Source organism: Calothrix sp. FACHB-168, from assembly GCF_963889195.1.
GTDB lineage: Bacteria > Cyanobacteriota > Cyanobacteriia > Cyanobacteriales > Nostocaceae > Aulosira > Aulosira anomala_A.
Map to the genome: position 1 here is coordinate 88,328 of NZ_CAWPNJ010000028.1, position 23,370 is coordinate 111,697.

16 protein-coding genes are annotated in these 23,370 nt (G+C 38.8%); 9 read left to right on the plus strand and 7 right to left on the minus strand.

Features of this window, described 5'->3' with window-relative positions; all coding sequences use genetic code 11:
* Window positions 1–43: 43 nt before the first annotated feature.
* On the plus strand, window positions 44–343 hold the full coding sequence (locus AACW45_RS17725) for a hypothetical protein (protein ID WP_190633824.1): 300 nt from the start codon (window positions 44–46) through the stop codon (window positions 341–343).
* A gap of 3 nt (window positions 344–346) precedes the next feature.
* Here AACW45_RS17725 and AACW45_RS17730 read toward each other — a convergent pair whose 3' ends face one another.
* The 4 genes from AACW45_RS17730 to AACW45_RS17745 form a co-directional block, all read right to left on the minus strand.
* Window positions 347–478, minus strand: coding sequence for a hypothetical protein (locus AACW45_RS17730; protein WP_277880412.1), 132 nt, complete (start codon window positions 476–478; stop codon window positions 347–349).
* 792 nt (window positions 479–1,270) lie between these two features.
* Entirely contained in the window at window positions 1,271–1,681 is a 411-nt protein-coding gene (locus AACW45_RS17735; RefSeq protein ID WP_190633826.1) for a hypothetical protein, read from the minus strand.
* A 239-nt stretch (window positions 1,682–1,920) separates the two neighbouring features.
* Window positions 1,921–5,145: a CHAT domain-containing protein gene (locus AACW45_RS17740; RefSeq protein ID WP_190633829.1), complete on the minus strand. Its 3,225-nt coding sequence runs from the start codon at window positions 5,143–5,145 to the stop codon at window positions 1,921–1,923.
* Window positions 5,146–5,568: 423 nt separating this feature from the next.
* Complete coding sequence (locus tag AACW45_RS17745; RefSeq protein ID WP_190633831.1) at window positions 5,569–7,005, minus strand: calcium-binding protein; 1,437 nt, start codon at window positions 7,003–7,005, stop codon at window positions 5,569–5,571.
* 776 nt (window positions 7,006–7,781) lie between these two features.
* Here AACW45_RS17745 and AACW45_RS17750 point away from each other — a divergent pair.
* The 5 genes from AACW45_RS17750 (at window position 7,782) to AACW45_RS17770 (ending at window position 16,498) form a co-directional block, all read left to right on the plus strand.
* Entirely contained in the window at window positions 7,782–9,176 is a 1,395-nt protein-coding gene (locus AACW45_RS17750) for a hypothetical protein (protein WP_190633833.1), read from the plus strand.
* A 4-nt stretch (window positions 9,177–9,180) separates the two neighbouring features.
* Window positions 9,181–10,428, plus strand: coding sequence for a DUF1822 family protein (locus AACW45_RS17755; protein WP_190633837.1), 1,248 nt, complete (start codon window positions 9,181–9,183; stop codon window positions 10,426–10,428).
* A 411-nt stretch (window positions 10,429–10,839) separates the two neighbouring features.
* On the plus strand, window positions 10,840–13,356 hold the full coding sequence (locus AACW45_RS17760; protein WP_190633839.1) for a CHASE2 domain-containing protein: 2,517 nt from the start codon (window positions 10,840–10,842) through the stop codon (window positions 13,354–13,356).
* Window positions 13,349–14,131 (plus strand): DUF928 domain-containing protein, encoded by a 783-nt coding sequence (locus AACW45_RS17765; protein ID WP_190633841.1) that lies wholly within the window; start codon window positions 13,349–13,351, stop codon window positions 14,129–14,131. The genes AACW45_RS17760 and AACW45_RS17765 overlap by 8 nt, the downstream gene beginning before the upstream one ends.
* Before the next feature lie 204 nt (window positions 14,132–14,335).
* Window positions 14,336–16,498: a caspase family protein gene (locus tag AACW45_RS17770; protein WP_199331171.1), complete on the plus strand. Its 2,163-nt coding sequence runs from the start codon at window positions 14,336–14,338 to the stop codon at window positions 16,496–16,498.
* A 271-nt stretch (window positions 16,499–16,769) separates the two neighbouring features.
* Here the strand turns inward: AACW45_RS17770 and AACW45_RS17775 are convergent, their stop codons facing one another.
* From AACW45_RS17775 to AACW45_RS17785, 3 genes are all read right to left on the minus strand, one after another.
* Entirely contained in the window at window positions 16,770–17,948 is a 1,179-nt protein-coding gene (locus tag AACW45_RS17775; RefSeq protein ID WP_190633843.1) for a phosphoserine transaminase, read from the minus strand.
* A gap of 522 nt (window positions 17,949–18,470) precedes the next feature.
* Entirely contained in the window at window positions 18,471–19,595 is a 1,125-nt protein-coding gene (locus AACW45_RS17780; RefSeq protein ID WP_190633865.1) for a site-2 protease family protein, read from the minus strand.
* 121 nt (window positions 19,596–19,716) lie between these two features.
* Window positions 19,717–20,640 (minus strand): phosphodiester glycosidase family protein, encoded by a 924-nt coding sequence (locus AACW45_RS17785; protein ID WP_190633846.1) that lies wholly within the window; start codon window positions 20,638–20,640, stop codon window positions 19,717–19,719.
* Between the two features lie 499 nt (window positions 20,641–21,139).
* Here AACW45_RS17785 and AACW45_RS17790 point away from each other — a divergent pair, with 499 nt between their 5' ends.
* From AACW45_RS17790 to AACW45_RS17800, 3 genes are all read left to right on the plus strand, one after another.
* Window positions 21,140–21,643 (plus strand): 2TM domain-containing protein, encoded by a 504-nt coding sequence (locus tag AACW45_RS17790; protein ID WP_190633848.1) that lies wholly within the window; start codon window positions 21,140–21,142, stop codon window positions 21,641–21,643.
* A gap of 272 nt (window positions 21,644–21,915) precedes the next feature.
* Window positions 21,916–22,239: a phasin family protein gene (locus tag AACW45_RS17795; protein ID WP_096641866.1), complete on the plus strand. Its 324-nt coding sequence runs from the start codon at window positions 21,916–21,918 to the stop codon at window positions 22,237–22,239.
* A gap of 76 nt (window positions 22,240–22,315) precedes the next feature.
* Complete coding sequence (locus AACW45_RS17800) at window positions 22,316–22,837, plus strand: FKBP-type peptidyl-prolyl cis-trans isomerase (RefSeq protein ID WP_190633849.1); 522 nt, start codon at window positions 22,316–22,318, stop codon at window positions 22,835–22,837.
* The last annotated feature ends 533 nt before the right edge of the window (window positions 22,838–23,370 follow it).

The window sequence follows — 23,370 nt, forward strand, 5'->3', positions numbered from 1 at the left end:
CCTAGATACTGTATGATTTCCCGCAAATGAGAATAAAGATCCCATGAGCGCGATTAGATATCTGACTTTTTTACTGGTGCTGATGCTTTCGTTGACAGTAGCGCTTCCAGCTACTGCTGCTGTATGCCAAAACTATCATGGACATCGTGTTTGCATTCTCAGTATTGAACGTAGTGCTAAAAACTACTGGGAATACAAAGCTTCTGTGAGCGTAGATGATGTCAAAGAGCCGACGAAAGTTTATAACTGCCGCTCTCAAGTTAAAATTCTCAAAGATGGGACTTTTGTAGCATTTGGCGACAAAGACCCAGGTGAACTGATATGTCGTTTCTTTAAGCGGTAATTTTCATCGCTTCTGGGCGTTAAATACACCCCAGATGACCAAAACTGTCAAACTTAAATATGCAGATACAGTTATCCATTCTTGCCAGTCAGTAAATAAACTTAATTGTGGGTTAGCAAAGAGAAATACATTCATGGTGAGCGATCGCAATTTGATTGTCGTTACTCATAATATTTGACATTTTTAATACTACCTTCATCCTTTAAAGCAGTAATTCTGACTTTGACATCCTCTCCTGCTTCCAAAAAAGTTTACCGTTTTCAGACGGCGATTTAAACCCCTACTGAAAATGATACTACTTATAGACGTAGGGGTCTTAAACCCTTTTATGTACGATAATTCCTAATTGATAAATCTCGAATCAACACAGGTGTAATACCATTTCGATATGAAGATGCATATTATTAGCCTGCCTCCGCAGGCTTTGTTTATTTAGCCCCACCCTTCTAGGGTGAGGGCGTTAAACAGTTCATATTTTTAACTCTTTTTTATTTATCGTTGATTGCAGAAGATGAAAAAAAGCGATCGCCCATAAGCTCGATATAATTATGCAAAATCTATCCGCGATCGCACCCTAAAAAATTGTATTCTGTGTACATACAGGAAGATGAGAGATTAATAAAGTCCACAGGTAGTGTCAACTTAACACGAAACCTTTGCCCCGCAAGGAACTGAAGTTCCTTGCTCATAGCGAAAGTCATCTAAAGATGACTAGATATGTAGCAAAATTTTGAGTCTACTTCAGTAGGGGCGGGTTCACAGATATGCTCCAATAATTCACGACTATCTCGCTGAACCCGCCCCTACTTTGGCTATTAGCCTTGAGCGAAGTCGAAAGGCGGGTGACAAAGCTAAAAGAGAGGCTATTTTTAGATTAAGTTGACACAGATAAACAATATTGTGCGCTTACAATGATCTGTACCTTTTTTAATTACTATCTTTTGGGCAATAGTGAGACTGATCAAACTTAATTTTAGGATTAAGTTCTGGCTCAAAACTAATTTCTGGATTACCTTTCTCATCTATAGAATAAGCCGCAACTGCATCTGCCATTTTTCCATCTATGAAACTCACTGTTTTCTTTGAGGAATCAAATACATAATTACCACTGCCAAAATTATCAGAAGAATACCTACCTCTACCATCAAGCTGGATTGTACCCACTGGGCTAGGTGCAGGAACAGGTACAACACCCATTAAACCGTATATTAAATATTGGCAACTGTAAGTTCCTGCTATTGATGATTGAGTCGTTTGTGCATTAACTGAAATAGGAATATAAGTTATTAAACTTAATGCTATACAAACACCGAAATATTGCTTAATTGAGCATTTCATATTTTTAACTCCTTCTAGTTTATTGCTAATTGCATATATCTCCCTGCATGGGGAGAATATATAAAAAATTCAGGAAAAATTGACTGTGAATTTAATGTGAGTTCGATTAACCTCTTACCAAACCTTCTTTGACACAGAAAATGGCTTCAATCTCCTGAGTTTTATAGGTGGCTTTATCACCTTCTCCCGAAGCGGGGAGAGGTGATTTAGAAGCTAGTAAAGAAATGATTGTTTAAAATTTACGTCGATTCTCCAATCAAAGTAAACGCCGCCCAATTTATAGGATCGGAGTATTCTTTAATTTTCATTGTAATTAACATAGCTTGACGTAGTGCTTGAGCTTTATCAGGTGTCTGCTGCATTTGTCGATAAAACTCCGTCATTAATAACTTGGTAGATTCATCAGGTACACTCCATAAAGACACAACTACACTAGGAACACCTGCTGCAATTAAAGAGCGAGAAAGCCCAATTACTCCATCACCTTTAATATCACCTTGTCCTGTTTGACAAGCACTTAATACTACTAGTTCGGCTTTTAATTTCATATCCAATATTTCACTAGCAGTTAACCAACCGTTATTATCATTTTTTTCGCCATTAGGAATATTATCAGGTGCAAGTGCGATCGCACCTGGAATCCCCAAGCCAAAATCATCCAGCAATCCATGCGTTGCTAGGTGAATAAATCTCGCATTTAGCATCTGTTGTTTCACAGCAGATTTAGTAGCTTGCTTACCAATTAAAGATTTAGTCTTGAGTATTTGAGCAATCTCAAGCGCTTCTTGCTCTGCATTTTTTAAAGGTTGCAACTGTTGCGGTGTTGCTCCTTTCTTGGCAAGAATAGGCATGGTTGGATTACCTACAACTAACGCCCCAGTTCCTGTTACTTGTTGGCGTTGTTTATGCGTAAGTTCTAATACCTGAATTGCTGGCGCTGTGAGAATAGTATGTTTTTCAATTAAGTATTTATTTTGCTCATCTTTAATTGCAGGGAAGGGAACTAAAAACAATTCGTTTTGGGGAATGAAAATAACTTTTTCATTCGGATTTGTAGGTAAATATTGAGCAATGGGTTTAATTAACAGTTGATATAGCTTTTCGTTAACGTTATATTCTGATTTAAAAAGGCCACGAGAATCATCTACTACTCCAATAGATAGACGAGTGGTGGCAACTAAATTTTTTAAAGGAATATTGATTTTTTGAGATTTAAATTCTATCTCACCAGTTGGTTTAACTACCCAAATATAAATTTCTTTACCATCCCATACTGGCTGATTTTCATCATGAATTCCATCATCATATCGCGGAGGCTCGGGTACTGAATATTCTACAATTGTGGCGTTTTGTTGTTTGGCAATTCTTTGCAAATCTTGATTTTTTGGCGGAATTAGTTCTGGTAATTCAGTATTTTGTTTATTATTGCCTTTTTTGGCATTTCGTAATGTTAATAAAGCAATAAACGCCCTAGCACGTCCGCGTTCGGCAACTTCTAATGCTTCTGGGAATTTATTCTGCTCTATTAAAACTTTTTGTAACAGACTAAATACTCTAGCCTGGGTTTCAAAAATGGCAATCCGATTACCGTCTATTTTTAATTCATCACGCATCGCATCAAAAACATCCACTGCTCTATATAAAGCATCAGTGGCTTCAGGTAGTTTATTTGCTAAAAAACTAGTCATACCACTATGGGCAAATATATTTGCTTCTTGTAGTTTATAACCAGTTTCTTTGGCATAATCTCCGCCTTGTTTGTAATACTCAATTGCTTCATCCTGTTTTTTTTGTTTACTGTAAAAATTTCCAACAAGAAAAAATAGCACTGGTTTATATTCAGGACTTTCAACACTCTTGCTAAGTTCTATAGCTTGTTTAAAATATATCTCAGCTTCCTGATATTTTCCTAAATCAGAATAAGCATCACCAATCTTAGCTAGGGCATATGCTTCCAAGCTTTTATTCTGAAATACTCGTGCTTGTTCTAAACTTTCTTTAGCGTCTTGTAACTCTTTTTCTGCCTTGGCTATTTTTTCAGGAGATTTAGTTGATTTAAGCTTGTCTGAAGAGAGATTTTTTGGCAAAGTAGAATTACCTGAATTACTCCTATAATTTTCAGCAGCTTTACAAGCTTTAGTTCCTTCTTCATATTTACCTATAAACTTGTATGCGACACACAGATTTAGATAACTCAACTGAATTCCATTGTTGATGTTTGTTTGTTGATATTTCACAGTTGGGTTAGTAATTGTTTCGGATTGCTTGAGAGCGGAATGCAATATTTTTAATGCATCTTCGTAATAATTTATTGCTTCCTCATACTTACTTGTCTCAGAGTAAGCAATGCCAATATTTAACAAAAGCCAGCCTTGATTTGTATTCTGAGAGAGTTTTTCTCCAGGAGAATTAGGCACTTCTGTTTTGATAATTTCTAGGGCTTGCAGATAATATTTTAGTCCTTCCTTTTTCTTGCCCCATCTTTTGTAAACATCACCCAAATTGGTGTAAGTTTTTCTTACTTGAATTCGAGAATTTTTACTAGCTTGGAAAAGCTTTAAAGCTTGGTTGAATGTTTCTACAGCTTTGGAATACTGAGTTTGGAAAGAGTATGTATCTCCAAGATCCAAGAGGGCTTCGCCCTGTCTGCGAGTATCGCCTATTTGTTTAGCAATTGCTAGAGCTTGTTGCTGATCTTGAATCGACTGATTTAATAATTGATGACCAGCTTCATCCTTATTGAAAATTTTGAACCCACCAAGGGCATAATAAAGATTACCACGAGCGTTAAGGATATTAAATTCAAGCCTGCTTTGGCGCAGTTTATCCTCTGGAGTACCGCTTGCTTTGCGTATAGCTTCCAAAGCTTTTTCTAACAAATCAATTCCTTTTTCAAAGCTCTGACTATTCAAGTAAAAAGCCGATATACATTTTAATGCTAATGCTTCAGTTTCATAGTTTTTACTTTCTTGAGCCACTGTTAAAGCTTTTTGGCAATATTCATTTGTACGCTGACTATTTCCCAAATGTAAATAAGCAAGTCCCCAATTGCTCAATACTCTTGATGTTAAATCAGTATTATTAATAGCTTCAGCAATGTCTAAAGCTTGTTTATAGTAAGTCATCGCCTGTTTGGACTCACCCGAATAATCGTAAACAGTGCCAATTTTTCTGAGCGCGATACTTTCTCCCTGGCTATCTTTAATTTGACGGTATATTGTCAAAGCTTGTTGGAAAAGTTTTAACGCCGCTTGATTTTCATCGCTATCGAACAGTTCATCACCTTGTTTGAGTAGTCTATCCGCTTCGGTTTTGCGATTATTGGTGCTTTGTGCTGATGCTGGCGCTGTTCTCAAGGGTACTAGTTCTAAAGCACCCAAGGGAGATGTGAAGTATAGCACCAAAGATGCAAGGGTGAGGCGTTGTAAGGGTTGAGCTATAAAAAGATAAGGACTACGACGCATAGATGAATTGTCAAGACACTGAAATTACCTACATATATCTTTGGCGGTTGGGGGGTTATGTAAAAGTTTTGTAAATTTCAGTAAGGCGGTGCAATTAAACATAACTGGTGACGGCTGTCATTTGTCATTGGTAAGGATTTCAAGGCTATTTACATTTCGTAACCTAGATGTAGGTTGAGTTGAAGAACGTAGACGCGGAGCGGCTTCCCGTAGGGTAACCCAATACCTAAAAAGCTTGGCATAGTTGGGTTTACACGCGGTACGCTCAACCTACGACAAATGACAAATGACAGAAGTTTTTATCGCCTAGTTAAAAGCCCCATTCAAAAGAGGATGGGGCAGTTGAGCTAACAATTGCGGTGCTATGTCTCTAGCAAGGGTATGTTGCGAGATTATGGCAAAGTAGCTCTCAAAAAGACGACTTTACGCAGCGGCGATGAAGTTAGCGCTAGTGAGTGAATTAGGTGATAGGTCTACTAGTACGGCAATTAAGTCCAGCCCAGTAGAAAGATTAGCGTAAAGTAATGTACCACTCACCCCACCGAAGAAAGGATCGTTAACAGTTCCAACTCCTAGTGCCAAACCTATAGATGGGCTGACAGCAAGAACATCACTAGCTGCCTCAAAGCCGAAAATAGCCGCGAAGTCGCTGTCACCACCATTGGCATAGAAACTATTAGTAGTATTTCCCAGTACGAAAGTGTCTCGAACGCCATCTCTAGCTGAGGGAGCGAAAGGGTCATTAATATTACCAGCCGAGTCAACGAAACCACCACCAATTAAGTAATCCACACCGCTAAATCCAGTGAGGGTGTCGCTACCTTGACCACCAACTACAATGTCATTGCCAGCCCCACCATTGAGGCTGTCATTATCAGTATCCCCAAATACTATATCGTCGCCAGCCCCACCATCGAGGCTGTCATTACCAGTATTCCCAAATACTATATCGTCGCCAGCCCCACCATTGAGGGTATCATTGCCATCATTGCCATTGACAGAATCATCGCCATCATTGCCATTGACAGAATCATCGCCGACATCCCCAAGCACTATATCATTGCCACTACCGCCATCAAGGAGGTCATTACCATCATTGCCATTGAGGGTATCATTGCCATCATTGCCATTGAGGGTATCATTGCCATCATTGCCATTGAGGGTATCATCGCCGAGATCCCCAAGCACTATATCATTGCCGCTACCGCCATCAAGGAGGTCATTGCCAGCCCCACCATTGAGGCTATCATTACCATCATTGCCATTGAGGGTATCATTGCCATCATTGCCATTGAGGGTATCATCGCCGAGATCCCCAAGCACTATATCATTGCCACTACCGCCATTAAGGAGGTCATTACCAGCCCCTCCATTGAGGTTATCATTGCCATCATTGCCATTGACAAAATCATCGCCGACATCCCCAAGCACTATATCATTGCCGTTACCTCCATCAAGGAAGTCATTACCAGTCCCACCATTGAGGCTATCATTGCCATCATATCCATTGAGGTTATCATTACCATCATTTCCATTGAGGGTATCATCGCCGAGATCCCCAAGCACTATATCATTGCCGCTACCGCCATCAAGTAAGTCATTACCATCCCCACCATTGAGGGTATCATTGCCACTACCTCCAACGAGTGTATCCTTGCCACTGCCCCCAATCAGGATATCATTACCGTTACCCCCATCGAGGTAAGAACTGCCGCTACCCGAAATGATGGTGTCGTTACCACCGCCACCTATGAGGGTATCGTTACCGCCAAGACCGAAAATTTGATAACTTTTAAGATTCGCATCTCCTTTAGGTACAACTAAGCGGTTGTTTCTACGGTTTCCTTTTAGTGTAGTCATGGTGTTTATCTCCTAAAATGTCTAGCCAATTTTCCAAATTTGTTTAGTTGCTTTTGTGCAGTTGCCTAAAAAGACGGTCACTTATAAAGACTGAAATATCAGTCTTTATAAACGGTAAATCAATGGCAAAATAAGTAACTTGCCACTGCAAACACCCTTGATAAATAAAATAAAATAATTTACTTTTTAAATGAAAATAGCACATAATTTCTGAAAAAGTTAATTTTGTCCTAAATATTTCCTCTTTTGTAACTACGAGGAGAGAAAAATATACCCTTAACTTTGAATGCTAAATAAAATAATGAATTGAGCGAACGCATATCTGCTTCATCATCTAAATTCATTTGTGGAAAATAGACGTAAACATAGGGATTTGAGATTATTCTCTGCCGAAGGTAATAAGAGATTTAGGTTAAGTTAAGGAAGTAAACCCAACAACTAAAAAGCTTGGCATAGTTGGGTTTACATGCGGGAAGACCAACCTAAGACAAATGACAAATGACCAATAACTAATGACAACCTTCTTCAGCTATCTTTCATTGCACCACCCTAGTTAATATCAATCAAAGTGCTGTATCTGAAGCGGAAATGGTTCATCCAAAAAATACATAAGTTCAAATTCTCCAAAGATATAGCTAAGTAGAGAATACGGGAGTCCATTAACAGGTAATGTATATTCAGAAATTTGGCAAAATACTGCCGTTTAGACGAGCTAGGTGCGATTTTATCAATCTTAACTCAATCTCACTAGTGAAAACACGAATAAACTATCATTTATGGTAGCCAAAAAGCATCTGAATCGAGCAGGGATAGATAGAGCATCTAAATATTGGCTCTTAGTTAGCATTAATAGTTTTGGTCGTAGTTGTTGTCATGAACTGATGCAGAATAAAGCGTTTTTCTTGCAACAGTTTTCCGGGATACTTGAGCAAGAAAATATACCAGACAGGGATATTCAGCGCCAACTGATGCAGTTATATCGTCATGATGGAAATCTTCAGCAATTGGCGCTGGGTTGTCTGCGCTGCTTTATTTATCACGAAATTAAGGCGATTTGCGAGGGTTTAACCAGTAAATTTGGCAAAACCCATGATTTTACTCTTGAGGAGATGTTACCACTGGTGCTGGATGGCGATCGCAAAAACGCTAATCATGCTCAATCCCTGACTATGAAGATTTTAGAGACTTTTGACCCAGAAAAAAGTAATTTATCAACTTGGACAAACAGGATACTAAAGAGCGATCGCACTGTCAAACAGTTTTTACTAGAACATGGTATTGAACAAATCACAGATTGGATGATTCTCAACTACACCACACCAGGAAACCTTGCTCGAATTTTATCAAATTACCAGCGCACACAAATTGAAATTGACCGAGCCATCCAACTTCTCAATAGTTATCACCAAATTTATCGCACCCATCTATTACAAATTAGAAAAAATGGTGCTAAAACTAGATATCCAGAGCCGACTTGGGAACAATTGCAACAAATTGCAAATTTATATCAAGAAATCACTGCTCCTGAAGAAATCCGCGAATGTCTGCAAAATCTTGCTCAGTTAATTCGCGCAGAACGCATCCGTGCTAAACAAGGGTTACCTCGTCTAACTCCTTTAGTAGATGATAATCAAATTTTCATTCCCGAAACATCCGACGAACCATTAGCATTTTTAGCCAAGTATCAGCAAAATTTCGAGCAATGTCTGATTAATGCGGCTTTTTTAGTCATTCGAGCTAGATTCGATTACTTACAAGGTAAAAAAACCCCTAAATCTTTAAAAAAGGCAGAAAAATATATTCAAGCTCTGCATTTATTTCATTGTTGCGGAGTTTCAATGACAGAAATTGCTCAACAATTAAATTTAACGGATCAACCAGAAGTGAGTCGATTATTAGCATTGAAAAATTTACGCATTGATATTGGTCGCAATACTTTATCTTATTTACTTGAATGTGTTAATGATATAGCACAAGCTTATGTTCATCCTAGCCAAATAATAGAACTAGACTCAAAAATAAAAGCTATCCTGGATGAAGAAATTCAAGCTGTCATGGAAAAAGCGAGAATAGATGCAAGTACGGGAGCAAAGCAACTCATCCACAACCAGTTGGCTAAAGCTATTTGCGAATATCTTTGCACGCGCATAGAAATCAGAAAAAGGACTTAGTATTATGTATGTACATCATGATGAAACGGATTATTTTTTAGAATTCAGTCAAATTTCTGAATCCATTACTTTAACATCAGCATATTTTACTGAAGCTAGTAAGCATAGTTTAAAATATCACAATCAATCGAAACAATGGCAGATTTATTTACAGTTTTTAACTTATTTCGCTTGTAGGGAATGGTTAGCAGAACGGGAACCAACACTGAAAATTAATCAAGATGAATTGATAACTTGGCAAACTCAATATGCAGATGTAATTAATACTGCATTTAATCTATCTATTGGTAAATTTAAAGTTTGTTTAATTCCCAATCTTGGTTTTAGTGATGTAGAGGTTACTATACCCAGAGCATTATTAGATTTACCGGAATTTAATGCCCATTTTTATATAGTCATTGGTATTGAGGAAGAAATAGAGTTAGCTAGTATCAGGGGATTTTTACGATATGACGAAATCAGCCAATATCAACCACAACTAAAACCAGATTTAGATTGGAATTATCGCTTACCGCTAGATTGGTTTAACAGCGATGCTAACGAATTATTGCTGTATTTGCAATGTCTCTCACCTTCGGCAATTAGTTTACCAGAAATTCCGCGCGATCGCCAAAATTTTCTCGCTACAATTTCAGCAGAATTCTTAACACTATTACTGCAATTACGTAACTCTCCTCTGTGCAAAGTTTTGACTTGGAAACAGGGAATAGAAGTACTAACAACACCAGATTTATTACAAATTGTCACCCAGCCAGCCGTTAATGTAAGGTCATGGTTAAATCATCAATTATATCAAGCAATTCCAGAATTATCTTGGCAGGTATTAGCACCATTTACCCCATTACTCAGCGCCAATCAAACCCCTGAACAAGAATTAGACAATATTCTCACTCACATTCAAACTACACATAATATAGATATTCCCCCAACAGCAGGACGAGCTTATCAAGAAATACAATTAGAATGTTTACTACGCTTATATGCTGTGACTTGGTTATTACCAGATGACAACTTTGGCTGGAATCTACTATTAATTTTGAAGACTATTACAGATAATAACTCTCCTACCTCTGGCTTTACATTGCGAGTAATTGATAAAACCGAGATTTTAGTAGAAGAAGAATTACAACCTCAGCAACAGGATTATATCTTTACTCTCGTTGAGGGAAGTTACGACGATCAATTTTTAGTGAATATTACATCTGCTAACGGACAAACGCAAACATTACCGCCATTAGAGTTTAATGGTTAATAGTCAATAGTCAATGGTCAATGGTCAATGGTCAATGGTCATTTGTAATTAGCTTGATAGTTGCCGCTTAATAGCTGGTATAGCTGGCATGGTTGTTAAGTAATATTAAGATATTGCATCTCAAATGATGATTTCTCCGTAAATTTCTACATATCCTCCCCCTCATGAGAGATATGTGAGTTTGAGTAGATAATCTATCTGCACCCTACTGAATTGATAAGGCTAAAATATTGCATTAGTAAAACTCTTGTGGGATGGGCGTCTCGCCCGTCCTGGGCGGACAAGATGTCCACCCCACAAGAAAATTAGATTGCAACATTTTAAATATGTCAGTTTACTACACATACTGACTTTGATGCATTGTATTTATCAAATTACAAATGACCAATGACAAATGACAAATAAAAAATCATGACGACAACGCGAACATTTTTTAACCTCACAGTAACTCGCATTCAATCAGTATGTCAATTTGAATTACAAGGAGAAGGACAAAAAATTACCGAACAAGTTGATTATCCTTTATCATTAACTCAATGTTATGAAGATTGGCAAAGAGCTTATTTAGATTATTATCGACATTTACGGGGACGTAAAACTATCCACGATTTGCAGAAACAGGAATTACCTAATATTCATCTGCGTGGCTGGAATGTAATTAATAAAAATTTTCGCGGCAGAAAAGTAATTAGCGGTGTTGGTAAAATTACAGTAGACCGTAGCAAACAACTTAAAGATGCAGAAGCTCAATTTTTAGATGAATTTTATCGCTGGTTGTTGAGTCCTGATTTAATTAATATTCGCCGGGAAATTGCGAATGCGGCGCGAAAATTAGCAGATAAATATCAATCTGTTGAAGTATTCTTAACTTGTAACCCCATAGAAATAGCTAGATTACCTTGGGAAACTTGGGAAATTGGCACAGATTTAGGTATCCCCGAAAAAATCAAAATTTACCGGACTCCGGCGACTATTCGCAATCAACCTATCCGTCCGTTAAAACGTAAAGCGAGAATTTTAGCTATTATTGGTTATGATACGCACTTAAATTTTCAAGCTGATAAACAAGAATTAGAATCGCTAAATTCAATTGCATATATTGAATTTGTCGGTTGGAATACGAAAAAATCTAAAGTACTTAATGCCGATAATGAAACAGAATTAAAAACAGAAATATTTAATGCAATTAATGATAATAAAGGCTGGGATATTTTGTTTTTTGCTGGACACAGTAACGAAAATATATTAACTGGGGGAGAGTTATATGTAGCGCCCAATGTTTCTTTAGGAATTCAAGATATTGCAGAAGTATTGAAAAAGGCGCAAGCGAGAGGACTACAGTTTGCAATTTTTAACTCTTGTAGTGGAATAGATATTGCTGAATCACTAATTAACTTGGGTTTAAGCCAAGTAATTGTGATGCGAGAACCAATACACAATCACGTAGCACGTAAATTTTTAGTGCAATTTGTCAAGAGTTTAGCTGAATACAAAGATGTTCATCAGGCTTTATTAGATGCTTGTCAATATCTCAAACAACAAGTTACGCGATTTTCTTACCCTTCTGCTTATCTTGTTCCTTCACTCTATCGTCATCCAGATGCAGAACTATTTCGCCTGAAATCGTTTGGTTTTTGGAATGCAGTTAAAAAATGGTTACCAAAACCAAAATATGAGAGTTGGTTATTATTGCTTTTATTAATTAGTTTACTGCCTCATGTCCAAGATTTTTTCTTAGATAAGCGGATATGGCTGCAAGCATTTTATCGCCAATTTACTCATCAATTCTCTAAACAAGAGTCTCCCTTAGTCTTAGTCAAAATTGATAATAAATCGTTAAATGAAGATAACATTAAACAAGTTTATCCTTTAGATTATAGTTATTTAGCCAAGATAATTCAAAAACTATCTCAATCCAATTCGCAATTAATCGGTATTGATTATATTTTAGATCAAGGTGGACAGCAACCACAGCAAACTAAACTACTTAATCAGGCGATTCGTGGTGCTGTATCTCAAGGAAATTGGTTTGTATTTGGGGCGTTGTCTACTGAAGATGAAAATATAAAAGAAACTGTCACTGCTGATATTGCTAGTTTGAATTGGAGTATGGCGGGTGATGTTTATATTGCTAGATGGTATGTTGAGTTACCAACAAAGATAAATAATGAGAAAAATTACCCTTTTAGCTATCTTTTAGCCTTAGCTTATGCTGTACAACATCAAAAGTCACAAAATTCATTATTTGCTAATTTACCTAAACCGCAATTATCTAGCCAAAATGATTTTCGCAATACTATTACTCAACCAATAAAATCGTCAGATGCAAGATATAATTTTTTGCAAAACTTGCGCTTACATCCCTTATCTAATTTGCAACAATCTTTTCAACCAATTCTTGACTTTTCTCTTCCTCCTAGCCAAGTTTACAAAAGTATCTCGGCTTGTGAGTTACTTGGTTCTTGTGAATCAACAACCCAAATACACCATGACTTAAAAGATAAAGTAGTAATTATTGTCCCATCTGGATATAAACAAGCGGGAATTAGAGGTAAGGGTGAAGACAATGAAACTGTACCTCCAGCAATTTCTTTTTGGAATGGGTGGGGAGATGGTATATTTTCTCGAAGCGCAGCCCATGCTTACATGGTTCACCATTTACTCACTCAAAGATTAGTTGTACCTGTACCGGATTTTTTGATGATTTTAGTAGGTGCTTTGTTAGGGAAAGCAGTTACTTTAATTATCATTGAAAATCCTCGCAATCAGGTAAAAATATTTAAGATATTCTGGGGTGGATTAGTCATTTATCTTTTGAGTTCGTTACAAATTTACACCTCAGCAGCGATTTTACTTCCCTGGTTTTTTCCCTCATTAACTTTCGGTATTTACATCCTAATTGCTACAAGGAGAAACATTCGTGAATAAATTGAAATTATTACAGGCTATTTTGTTAACAAATGTATTGATTGCTAATTTTGGCTTGACAATATCTAGCGCAGCTACTATTAAAAAACAACTGCCGCAAAATTCAATTAGTAATACAAATAATAATTTTATATCCTTGGGACTAAGGGATTTATGGACATTATTACGCCGTCCAAAAGTTCCTGCTGGGGGAAGAGATCCAAAACTTTGTGTCATTTCACCGCAAATTTTAGTAGATCCTGCTTTATCAACAAATATAAATGCAAATACGCCTCTGGAGATTTGGAGTTTAAAACCCTTATTTCTTTGGAATATGAAACAAGGAAATGTCAAGCGCATTGAGTTATTTAAACCGGGTAGTGAAAAGGCTTTTTGGGATAAAGAAATTTCTCCAGGTCAAACCAGCATTATATATGATGGCGAACCACTACAACCGGGTCAGGTATACAGTTTGTGGTTACATATTCCTTTCCCTGTAGAACTACTATCTTTTCAGATTATGGGAGAAGAAAAGCGGAATCAAATTGCTAGTGAATTGCAACAAATCGAAGCTAAATCTAAACAGCAAGGAACTATGACAGAGACGATTGCTTTAGAAAAAGTAGATTTGTTTGTTAAAAAGCAAATGTGGGCGGATGCATTAAGGGAAATTTATGCTGTACCAAATCCATCGCCAGAGTTAAAGGAGATTCAGCAACAAATTCCCTCTTTTGATTATTGTTCATCAAGTAATACACCTACTGCTATGAGAGATTATTTAGCCAGTAACCCTTAAGTTTTAGCCAGTTAAGTAGTGGACTGACACGGCTAAAATGGTGCATTAATAAAACTCTTGTGGGATGGGCGTCTCGCCCGTTTTGGGCGGACAAGATGTCCACCCCACAATAAAATTATATTGCAAAATTTTAAGCTAGACACGCTACTACTTATACCAATTGTCTGTAAAACAAATTGCATTGCAAGAAAGAACATAGTTATTATGAAACGCCGTCATTTTTTACAATTCTCTACCTCAACTTTAGCTACTTTAGGTTTGAGCCAATTTGATATTTGGCAAAAAGGAAATCGCTATGGACAAGTTTTAGCCCAGGATACAGGGCGGAAGTTGGCGTTATTAGTGGGGGTTAATGATTATCCTAAGCTGCAAGGAAGTAATCTTCGTGGCTGTATTACCGATGTAGATTTACAGCAAGAGTTATTAATTCATCGCTTCGGTTTTAAATCTGAAGATATTGTGAGACTAACCAGCGATCCAAAAGATGAACCACCTACGCGGAAAAATATTTTAGAAAAATTTGAAAAGCATTTAATTAAACAAGCTAAACCAGGGGATGTGGTAGTTTTCCACTTTTCTGGACATGGTTCTCGTCTGGCTGAATTTGATGGTAATAAGGTAAATAATGATGCTTATAATAGTACCTTAGTGACTGCTGATATTGGCAATGAGCCTCTAGCTAGGGATATTACGGGGCGGACTTTATTTTTGCTAATTTCGGCTTTGAATACAGAGAATGTAACGGTAGTATTAGATAGTTGTTATTCTGGTGGTGGAACAAGGGGAAATTTAGTTATCCGTTCGACTCTGAATAATGATAGAAAAGTATCGGAGGAAGAAATTGCTTATCAAAAAGATTTGATGCAACGGCTGAATATTAATGCCGAAGAATTGGCGAGAAGGCGTAGAGATAACCAGCGTAAGGGTATAGTTTTAGCTTCAGCGCAAGGATATCAAGTAGCGGCTGATGCTAGTTTTGGTGATTTTCATGCTGGTGCATTTACTTACTTATTAACGCAATATTTATGGCAACAAACTGGTAATGTAGGTAGTGCGATCGCTCAAGTTACTCCGGTGCTAAACTCAGTCTACAGGCAGACTCCGCGAGTTGATGGGCAAGCAAATCAGCCAGTATATTTTATTAATAACAGAATTCCCCCAACTGATGCAGTAATTATTGAAGGTAATGGTGACAAAGCTACCTTGTGGTTAGGGGGAGTAGATAAGGAAAGTTTAGACGCTTTTAGAGAAAAGGCTACTTTTGCAATTGTGAATCAACAGGGTGAAGTCTCTGGAGAAGTAGAGTTAGTTTCTCCGCGTCGCGGTTTAAAAGCGCAAGCAAAACTGATCAAAAAAGATAATGTTACTGCTTTAAAATCGGGGATGTTGCTACAAGAATTAACACGCATAGTCCCCAAAAATTTAAAGTTAAATATTGGCTTAGATCTATCTTTGGGTAAAGATATTAATAAAGCGAAGCAAGCAATAGAATCTATCAATCGAATTCAAGCAATTTTACCCCAAAAGCAAAATCCACCTTATCCTAATGGTGTACAATATATTTTCAGTCGCATCACACCTGCTTATCGCCAAAAATTGCAGCAGCAATCCTTAGGAAAGTTACCAGATGTCAATAGTTTGTGTTTATTTACAGAAGGTGGGGAACTAGTATTAGAATCTTTTGATAATCCTGGCGAAACAGTAGAAGATGCGGTAAAAAGATTAAATCCAAAATTGAAGTCAATGCTAGCAGCGAGTATTATCAAAAAAACCCTTAATAGCAACTCTTCAGCCTTGGATGTGGAAGCGGGAATATATTTACTTGATGAACCTGGGAAAATGGTAGCCAGAACTGCAACAAAACGCCACCTTAATAATCGGGGAAATGCAGAGGAAATCTATTCTCGCAAGGTGATTGTAAAAAAACAGTTTCAGTTCCGCGTCACAAATAACGAATCAACTCCCGTTTATTTTGCGGTTTTGCTATTTGATTCTACTGGTGATTTATTAGTTGTATTTCCTTATGAATGGGCTATAGCTGAGGAATCAATGGTATTACCCGCAAATAAAACTGTTGATATTGGTAATCCCATCCAAGCGATTGAGAAAGGTACAGGAGAAGCGTTAATTATTATCAGTAAAAAACCCTTAAAGAATGCAGTCAAGACATTATCAGCTTTAGCCAGAGAACAAAAGCGCGATCGCGGCACATTAATATTAAGAGGTGAAACCAGAGGTGCAGATGAGATAATGGGCGATTTATTGAGCGATTTAACAGATGTGCGCGGTGGGATTGTTGTTCAGCAAGCTACGCCGATAAGTAATTCTGATACTGCTACCTTGTCAATTAGCTTTGATGTTGGTTGATTATATGGTCAATAGTCAATAGTCAATAGTCAATATACAAGGTTGGGTTGAGGAACGAAACTTCAAAAAAATAAATTACCCATATTTCGTAGTGCGAGCAGCGTTCGACTGAGCGCTCACGCCGAAGTCTTGCTCGCTGGTGTTCAAAAGCGAGCAAGATGCTCGCACTACAAATTTATTTATTGGGTATTTAAAAAATTGGATGTCCCTAACCAGATGAATGTTCGGGGCGGTTGGTTTCGACTTCGCTCAACCAAAGCCCCTGAGCATATTAAACTAAAGACATCAATTCAGCTTTAACTGTACTGTAAGCCCAGTCTAACCAAGGAAGCAATGCTTCGATGTCTGCGGTTTCAACTGTTGCGCCTCCCCAAATGCGTAAACCTGGAGGTGCGGCGCGATAGGGTGCGATATCGTAAGCCACTTTTTCCTTTTCCAGCAATTTGGCTAATTCAGATGCACATTTAGCTTGTGCTTCTGGTGTTTGGCTGGTGAACCAAGAATCAACAATTTTTAAACAAATGGAAGTACAAGAGCGAGTTTCTGGTGTTTCTGCTAAGAAATCTGCCCAATCGCTACTTTCTACCCATTGCGCGATCGCTTTTAAATTAGCTTCGCTACGATTAATTAAACCGGGAAGTCCGCCAATACTTTCCGCCCAGATTAAACTATCTAAAGCATCTTCCACACACAACATCGATGGGGTGTTGATGGTATCTCCTTTGAAAATACCTTCAATCAGCTTACCTTTTTGGGTCATTCTAAATAATTTAGGTAAAGGCCAAGCTGGTTTATAACTTTCCAAACGTTCCACAGCGCGGGGAGAAAGGACAATTACGCCATGCTGTGCTTCACCACCTAATACTTTTTGCCAAGAGTAAGTGACAACATCTAATTTACTCCAGGGTATATCCATCGCAAATACTGCGGATGTCGCATCGCAAATAGTTAAGCCTTCGCGATCGTCTTTAATCCAGTCGCCGTTGGGGACGCGCACGCCGGATGTGGTACCATTCCACAAAAAGACAACATCATGACTAAAATCAACAGAATTTAAATCAGGTAAACTGCCATAGGGTGCTTTAATCAAGCGAGTATCAGGTAACTTTAACTCATCTGTGACATCTTTCACCCATTCCTGACCGAAACTTTCCCAAGCCAGGATATCTAGGGGTCTGCTTCCCAAAAGCGACCACAAAGCCATTTCTACTGCGCCTGTATCCGATGCGGGAACGATACCTAAGCGGTAATCAGCAGGAACGCCAAGAATTTTTTTAGAACGTTCAATGACATCGCTGATTTTGGCTTTACCATCTTTGGAACGGTGGGAACGTCCGACACAGGCGTTTTCTAGCTGAGACACAGACCAGCCAGGACGCTTGGAACAAGGGCCAGAGGAGAAGAAAGGACTTGCAGGTTTGCTGGAGGGAGGAGACAAGGGTTTAGACATAGAGAGATACACTCAACGATTATTATCGTATGAGAAATCTTACTTGATATTACGTGCAGCAAATTAGTTGTCATTAAAATTGCATAGATTTTTGTTTTGTGAAAATTTTCCGCACATTGTTGGTGAATGATAAGTTTTACCATTTACCCCTAAATATTTATCAAATATATTCTCACTTACCCAACATACCGCCCACAGGCTCGAAGCCTGGGGCTATTGCTACAAAGCCAGCTTCGCAGGCTGGAATTTTATAAAAAATTCCCCCAGCTTTGCTGAGGGAGGTTCGAGAAGGAATATTTTACATTGATGGCTAATAGCACATTAGGATAGATACTACCTGGATTTCTCACGAATTTTGCCCATTTAAGTTTTCTCGTTGTTAAGAAATCGTAGGGGCGGATTAAGCTAAATAGTCATGGATGATGAGAGCATATCTATGAACCCGCCCCTACAGCTTGTGAGAAATGCGGTGACTATTGTTTGAGAATTCCAATGCCCCATGCCCTATGCCCTATGCCCAAATTATGCAGGATTTAATTCAGATCTGCGTTGCAGTAGTTGAATAATCGCTGCTTTTTCTAAAATCCCGACGAGTACGCCGTTTTCACGAATCACAGTCAGTGCAGATAATTTTTGCTGTTCGAGTAGCTGAATTACTTCTGTTAACGGTTTGTCAGATTGAATTGTGGTAGATTCAGCAATCGGTCGCATTACTTGTTTAATTTGCGTTTGTGACCATTCTGTTGTGGGGATAGTGCGTAAATCATTGGCAGCGATCGCGCCTACTAATTGTCCGTTATCATCGGTAACTAGGAAGCGATGCCAGCTTTCACCAGTGATAATTCTTTCATCAGCAAATTCTCTTAAGGTGATATTTGCAGAAACTATCGGGCTATTGGGTGTAACTGCATCTTCGGCGGTTAAACCTGTGAGTTTTTCTTGAACTCTGGCGTATTGTGCCGCATTTCCAGCATTTTGCAACAAGAAGAAACCGATTAACAAGTTCCAAACGTTAGCAAAGCTGCCAACTAATAGTAAGGGAATTAAACCAGAGGCGATCGCAATCCAACCAAATATCTGTCCGACTCGGCTGGCAAATGTGACACCTTTATAAGGATTGCCTGTGATTTTCCAAACTAAAGCTTTCAGTATATTCCCGCCATCTAAAGGTAAGCCAGGAATTAAGTTAAATAGCGCTAAAGCTAAGTTAACCGCAGCTATCACACCAAGAATTGCGGCTACTGGGCCTGTTGCGGCGGTAGCATAACCAACTACTGTAGTTACAGCAAATATCAGTATACTAACCAACGGCCCTGCGATCGCTACCCAAAAAGCCTCGCCTGGAGTTTCCGATTCTTTTTCTAAGCTAGCTAAACCACCAAAGATAAATAAGGTGATGGATTTAACATCAATTCCTTGACGCAGGGCGATGAAGCTATGTCCTAATTCGTGGGCGACGACAGAGGCGAATAACAACAGCGCTGTCATCAATCCTAAGATTAAAGCTAGCCCCCCGGATAATTGGGGAAATTGTCCCATCAGTCCGCTACTATAAGTCCAAGTTACTAAACCCAGAACTAAAAACCATGATGGATGGATATAAAAGGGAATCCCGAAGAGATTACCAACGCGAATTGTGCCATTCATGTCGTTCACCTTTGATTTCATTATCTTGAGGTTTGCTTTCCTCTCGATGTCTCTAGTGTAACGAAATGTAAATTTATTTTAATCTTTCTCACAGTAGAGGTGTCCGTCCTTTAAAGTGCGGTTATTTCGATGTAGAGGTTTTAACATCTACTGGCACAGCATAAAAACCTAAGTGATTACTAACTGGACGTTCCCGCATCGGTATTCTGGTATGAATGGGAGCATTTAATACCTGAGGTTTTTTCATTTTGTCCATAACTAAAGTTACAGAACCGCCACCATCTAAATTAACTGCATTATCAGCACCTAAAGCGATCGCAGTTTGCGCCAACTCAGTCAAAGTTAAACCTTCACTATACAAAGGCTGTTTACCATCAATAGCAATTAACCAAAGTTTATTACCCTCCCGGTTGATTGCAGCTGCTAACCGGGGATAAGGTTTATTCTCAGAAATTTGCGCAGTCACAGTCTTACCATCAGCAACGAACATTTCTTGACCGGCAATTCCCTGAATAGTACCTTGAGGACATTTACCATTAGCGATAATTTGCGCCAGATTATTTTTACCAAAGCAAATCACCGCCTTATCCGATTGTGATTGAGAATAGCGCAGTCCATTAGAAATAGATTCCCCTAAAGGACGGGTAGGATCGCCGCTATGGGGATAGTAATCCCAAGGAGTTTTTTCATAAAACTGGTGAAAATAACTACCATTTACCGCCAATTGCAGCTGAAATTCTTGGAGAAATTCTGAAGTAGTGCGGGCGAAGGTTTTTCTTCTCCCTTTATGGGGATTTCCCGGCGTGACGAAAGGTTTAATCCCCGGTGCTGTTAAATCAACCGTGACAATATGCATTGTCACCGGGCGCGGTTGGGAAATAGCCCGCCGTTGGTAAACAATACCTTGAAACAATACCTGCTGTTCATCAGTGCGGGATGGGCGAAACAGACACAAAAATCCGTAGAAAAGTGCGGGTGATAATAATAAAGTGGCAACAGCCGCAATTAACAAGCGACGGATGTAAACTCGGTAGCGATTTTGCATAGATTTATTGTTTACAGTCAACTTACTTATTTGCGCACCCTACTAAGTAATTATGACGAAAAAATTTTTACAATACTTGTCGCTGACCCAAATATATCGCCAGATGTAGGGGCATGGCACTGCCATGACCTGAGGGTTTTCATCTCAGCGAGAATTGTTATATTAGCCTGGTAATTTATTGCAATGCAGAATTTTGGACTCAACAAATATAGGCGTTATCGGTTGAGTCCGATACAATCTTCAGGGCAAGGCAGTGCCATTGCCCCTACAGGCGAAAATATAAATTCCTACCACCGACAATAGCTAGATTTGTTAATCTAGAAATAATGAAAATAGTAGTAATGATGCTGGCATAGCTGGATAACTCCTACTAAGCAGTATAGGCTAGAAAACCTAACAAATGACCAATGACCAATACTTCGACTTCGCTCAGTACAAGTGACCAATGACCAATGACCTACTTAAATAATTATTAAAACTGATACTCAGAGTAAGAACTATGACAGCATTTGAACCAAACAGTATCCGTTCTTATAGCCAAGAAGATGTACAGCAAATTTTGCAATTAGCGATCGCTAGTCATGCGGAAAATATAAATAGAGAATTTTCTTACAATGAGTTGCTAGAAATCGCTGGAGAGTTAGAAATATCACCAGATATTCTCAAATTAGCAGAACGGGATTGGCGATCGCAACAAAGCGAAGTCCAACGTCGGCAAGTATTTAATCTCTACCGTCAAGACAGATTGAAAAAGCGATTGGGAAATTACGCCATTGTCAACGTTTTCTTTATCTTAGTAGATTTACTGAGCGGTGGCGGTCTTACTTGGTCGCGATATATTCTATTATTTTGCGGCTTCCTCGTAGGCTTAGATATCTGGAATACCTTACTCATCAAAGGCGAAGAATACGAAAAAGCCTTCCAACGCTGGAACCGCAACCATCAAATTAAACAAACAATCAGTTCAGTAGTAAATAAATGCGTTAAGGCATTGCAAGCTTAATTGTCATTAGAGACGCGATGAATCGTTAGAGACGCGATGAACCCTTGTCTGTACAATGGTTACTTAAGTAGGGTGTGTTATGCCCCATGCCCCATGCCCCATGCCCCATGCCCAATTTCGTAATAACCACACCTACTTCTATTCCTTACTCTTGCCAATTTGCCAAAATAGAGTTGTAGGCTAGAATAGCTACGCTTTTATTAGCATAGCTCAATTGCATATACACAAGCGCAAGGGTAGGCTGGGTTGAAATAATTTCACAGGAAGGGAGTATGGATAATAACAATTGGATGCAGCAGTTATTAATGCTTGGTATTGGGACAACATCTTTAGTAGCAGATAAGCTGCGGCAAGTGGGCGACGAACTGGTGAAAGATGGTAAGCTGAATCCTGAACAAGCTAAAGCTGTGATGGATGATATTGCACAGCAATTGCGATCGGAACAGGGAACTTGGGAAGCGCAAATGCAACGGCAAATGCGGAATATGATGCAAGATTTAGGGGTAGCGCGGCAATCAGAAGTAGATGAATTACGCGGTAGAATCGATCGTTTAGAACGGCAAGTACGAGATTTAGAAAATAAGCTTTGGCGTTAAGACATCCTTTGTGATTTACTAATTGTGTCCTGTTAGTCAAACTGAGACACATTAGCCATTATAGGGAGGCTTAATTTTGAAAGCGATTTTACTCAGCGTTGGGTTAATGCTGGTATGTGTTGTGGTGTTAGTTTTAGCACAAATTGGTAGTAAACAGGACTCTGCTATAGCTGCTAATCTCACCGACACTGCACCAGCAGCCACTACTATTACTGAAAACAATAATTTGATTGCGAGCAATATTATGTCTGACGCCAATACCGTGACTACTGATTCTGGACTACAATATGCTGAAATCGAAGAAGGAACTGGGGCGATTCCAAAAGCTGGACAAACGGTTGTAGTTCACTATACCGGAACTTTAACTGATGGTAAAAAGTTTGATAGTTCAGTCGATCGCGGTCAACCTTTTAGCTTTAAACTTGGTGTTGGACAAGTCATCAAAGGTTGGGATGAAGGACTTAGCACCATGAAAGTTGGTGGTAAGCGTAAGTTAATTATCCCCCCAGATTTAGGTTACGGCGCTCGTGGTGCTGGTGGTGTAATTCCGCCTAACGCTACCCTAGTATTTGATGTGGAATTGCTAGGTATTCAATAATTACTCGGTTTTTCACCTATTCAGGGAAGCGCGATAAAATTATACACAGATATCCCAGGGGCACAAAATTTTGTGCCCCTAACTGTATGATTAATAAAATAAAATTAACCCATGTCTGCGGTGAAAGTTTCGGGGTATGGATCTCATGCTTTGCATCGTCATCTCCCTCACAAAGCTAATTATTACTACCCACATTTCCCGAAAACTGTGCCAAAAAGAGGCAGTGCGTGTTTCTGAGAAGTAAAAATATCTCCCTACATTGCGTTTGCGGAGCGTTCCGAAGGAAAGCAATTAGCGGGGGGAGCATCCCAAATGTGCAAAAACGCCCTCACCCTATAAGGGTGGGGCTAGAAATACGAAGCCTGCAAAGGCAGGCTAAAAGTTTGATAGCCTGCCTTTGCAGGCTTTGTTGGTATAGCAATACCCTTCTAGCTGGAGTTTAGACTAAATGGAAGCAAACAGAAAATAACAGCAACAGATTTACTGAACTAAAAAAATACACCATAAACGGGTAGGGGAAGCGCCCCAAAAAA

Excerpts from the sequence above, each read along its gene's own strand:
- AACW45_RS17755 (WP_190633837.1), top strand. The coding sequence starts at position 9,181 with ATGTATGTACATCATGATGAAACGGATTATTTTTTAGAATTCAGTCAA.
- AACW45_RS17730 (WP_277880412.1), bottom strand. The coding sequence starts at position 478 with ATGAATGTATTTCTCTTTGCTAACCCACAATTAAGTTTATTTACTGAC.
- AACW45_RS17735 (WP_190633826.1), bottom strand. The coding sequence starts at position 1,681 with ATGAAATGCTCAATTAAGCAATATTTCGGTGTTTGTATAGCATTAAGT.
- AACW45_RS17775 (WP_190633843.1), bottom strand. The coding sequence starts at position 17,948 with ATGTCTAAACCCTTGTCTCCTCCCTCCAGCAAACCTGCAAGTCCTTTC.
- AACW45_RS17790 (WP_190633848.1), top strand. The coding sequence starts at position 21,140 with ATGACAGCATTTGAACCAAACAGTATCCGTTCTTATAGCCAAGAAGAT.
- AACW45_RS17795 (WP_096641866.1), top strand. The coding sequence starts at position 21,916 with ATGGATAATAACAATTGGATGCAGCAGTTATTAATGCTTGGTATTGGG.
- AACW45_RS17740 (WP_190633829.1), bottom strand. The coding sequence starts at position 5,145 with ATGCGTCGTAGTCCTTATCTTTTTATAGCTCAACCCTTACAACGCCTC.
- AACW45_RS17760 (WP_190633839.1), top strand. The coding sequence starts at position 10,840 with ATGACGACAACGCGAACATTTTTTAACCTCACAGTAACTCGCATTCAA.
- AACW45_RS17750 (WP_190633833.1), top strand. The coding sequence starts at position 7,782 with ATGGTAGCCAAAAAGCATCTGAATCGAGCAGGGATAGATAGAGCATCT.
- AACW45_RS17785 (WP_190633846.1), bottom strand. The coding sequence starts at position 20,640 with ATGCAAAATCGCTACCGAGTTTACATCCGTCGCTTGTTAATTGCGGCT.
- AACW45_RS17780 (WP_190633865.1), bottom strand. The coding sequence starts at position 19,595 with ATGAATGGCACAATTCGCGTTGGTAATCTCTTCGGGATTCCCTTTTAT.
- AACW45_RS17725 (WP_190633824.1), top strand. The coding sequence starts at position 44 with ATGAGCGCGATTAGATATCTGACTTTTTTACTGGTGCTGATGCTTTCG.
- AACW45_RS17770 (WP_199331171.1), top strand. The coding sequence starts at position 14,336 with ATGAAACGCCGTCATTTTTTACAATTCTCTACCTCAACTTTAGCTACT.
- AACW45_RS17745 (WP_190633831.1), bottom strand. The coding sequence starts at position 7,005 with ATGACTACACTAAAAGGAAACCGTAGAAACAACCGCTTAGTTGTACCT.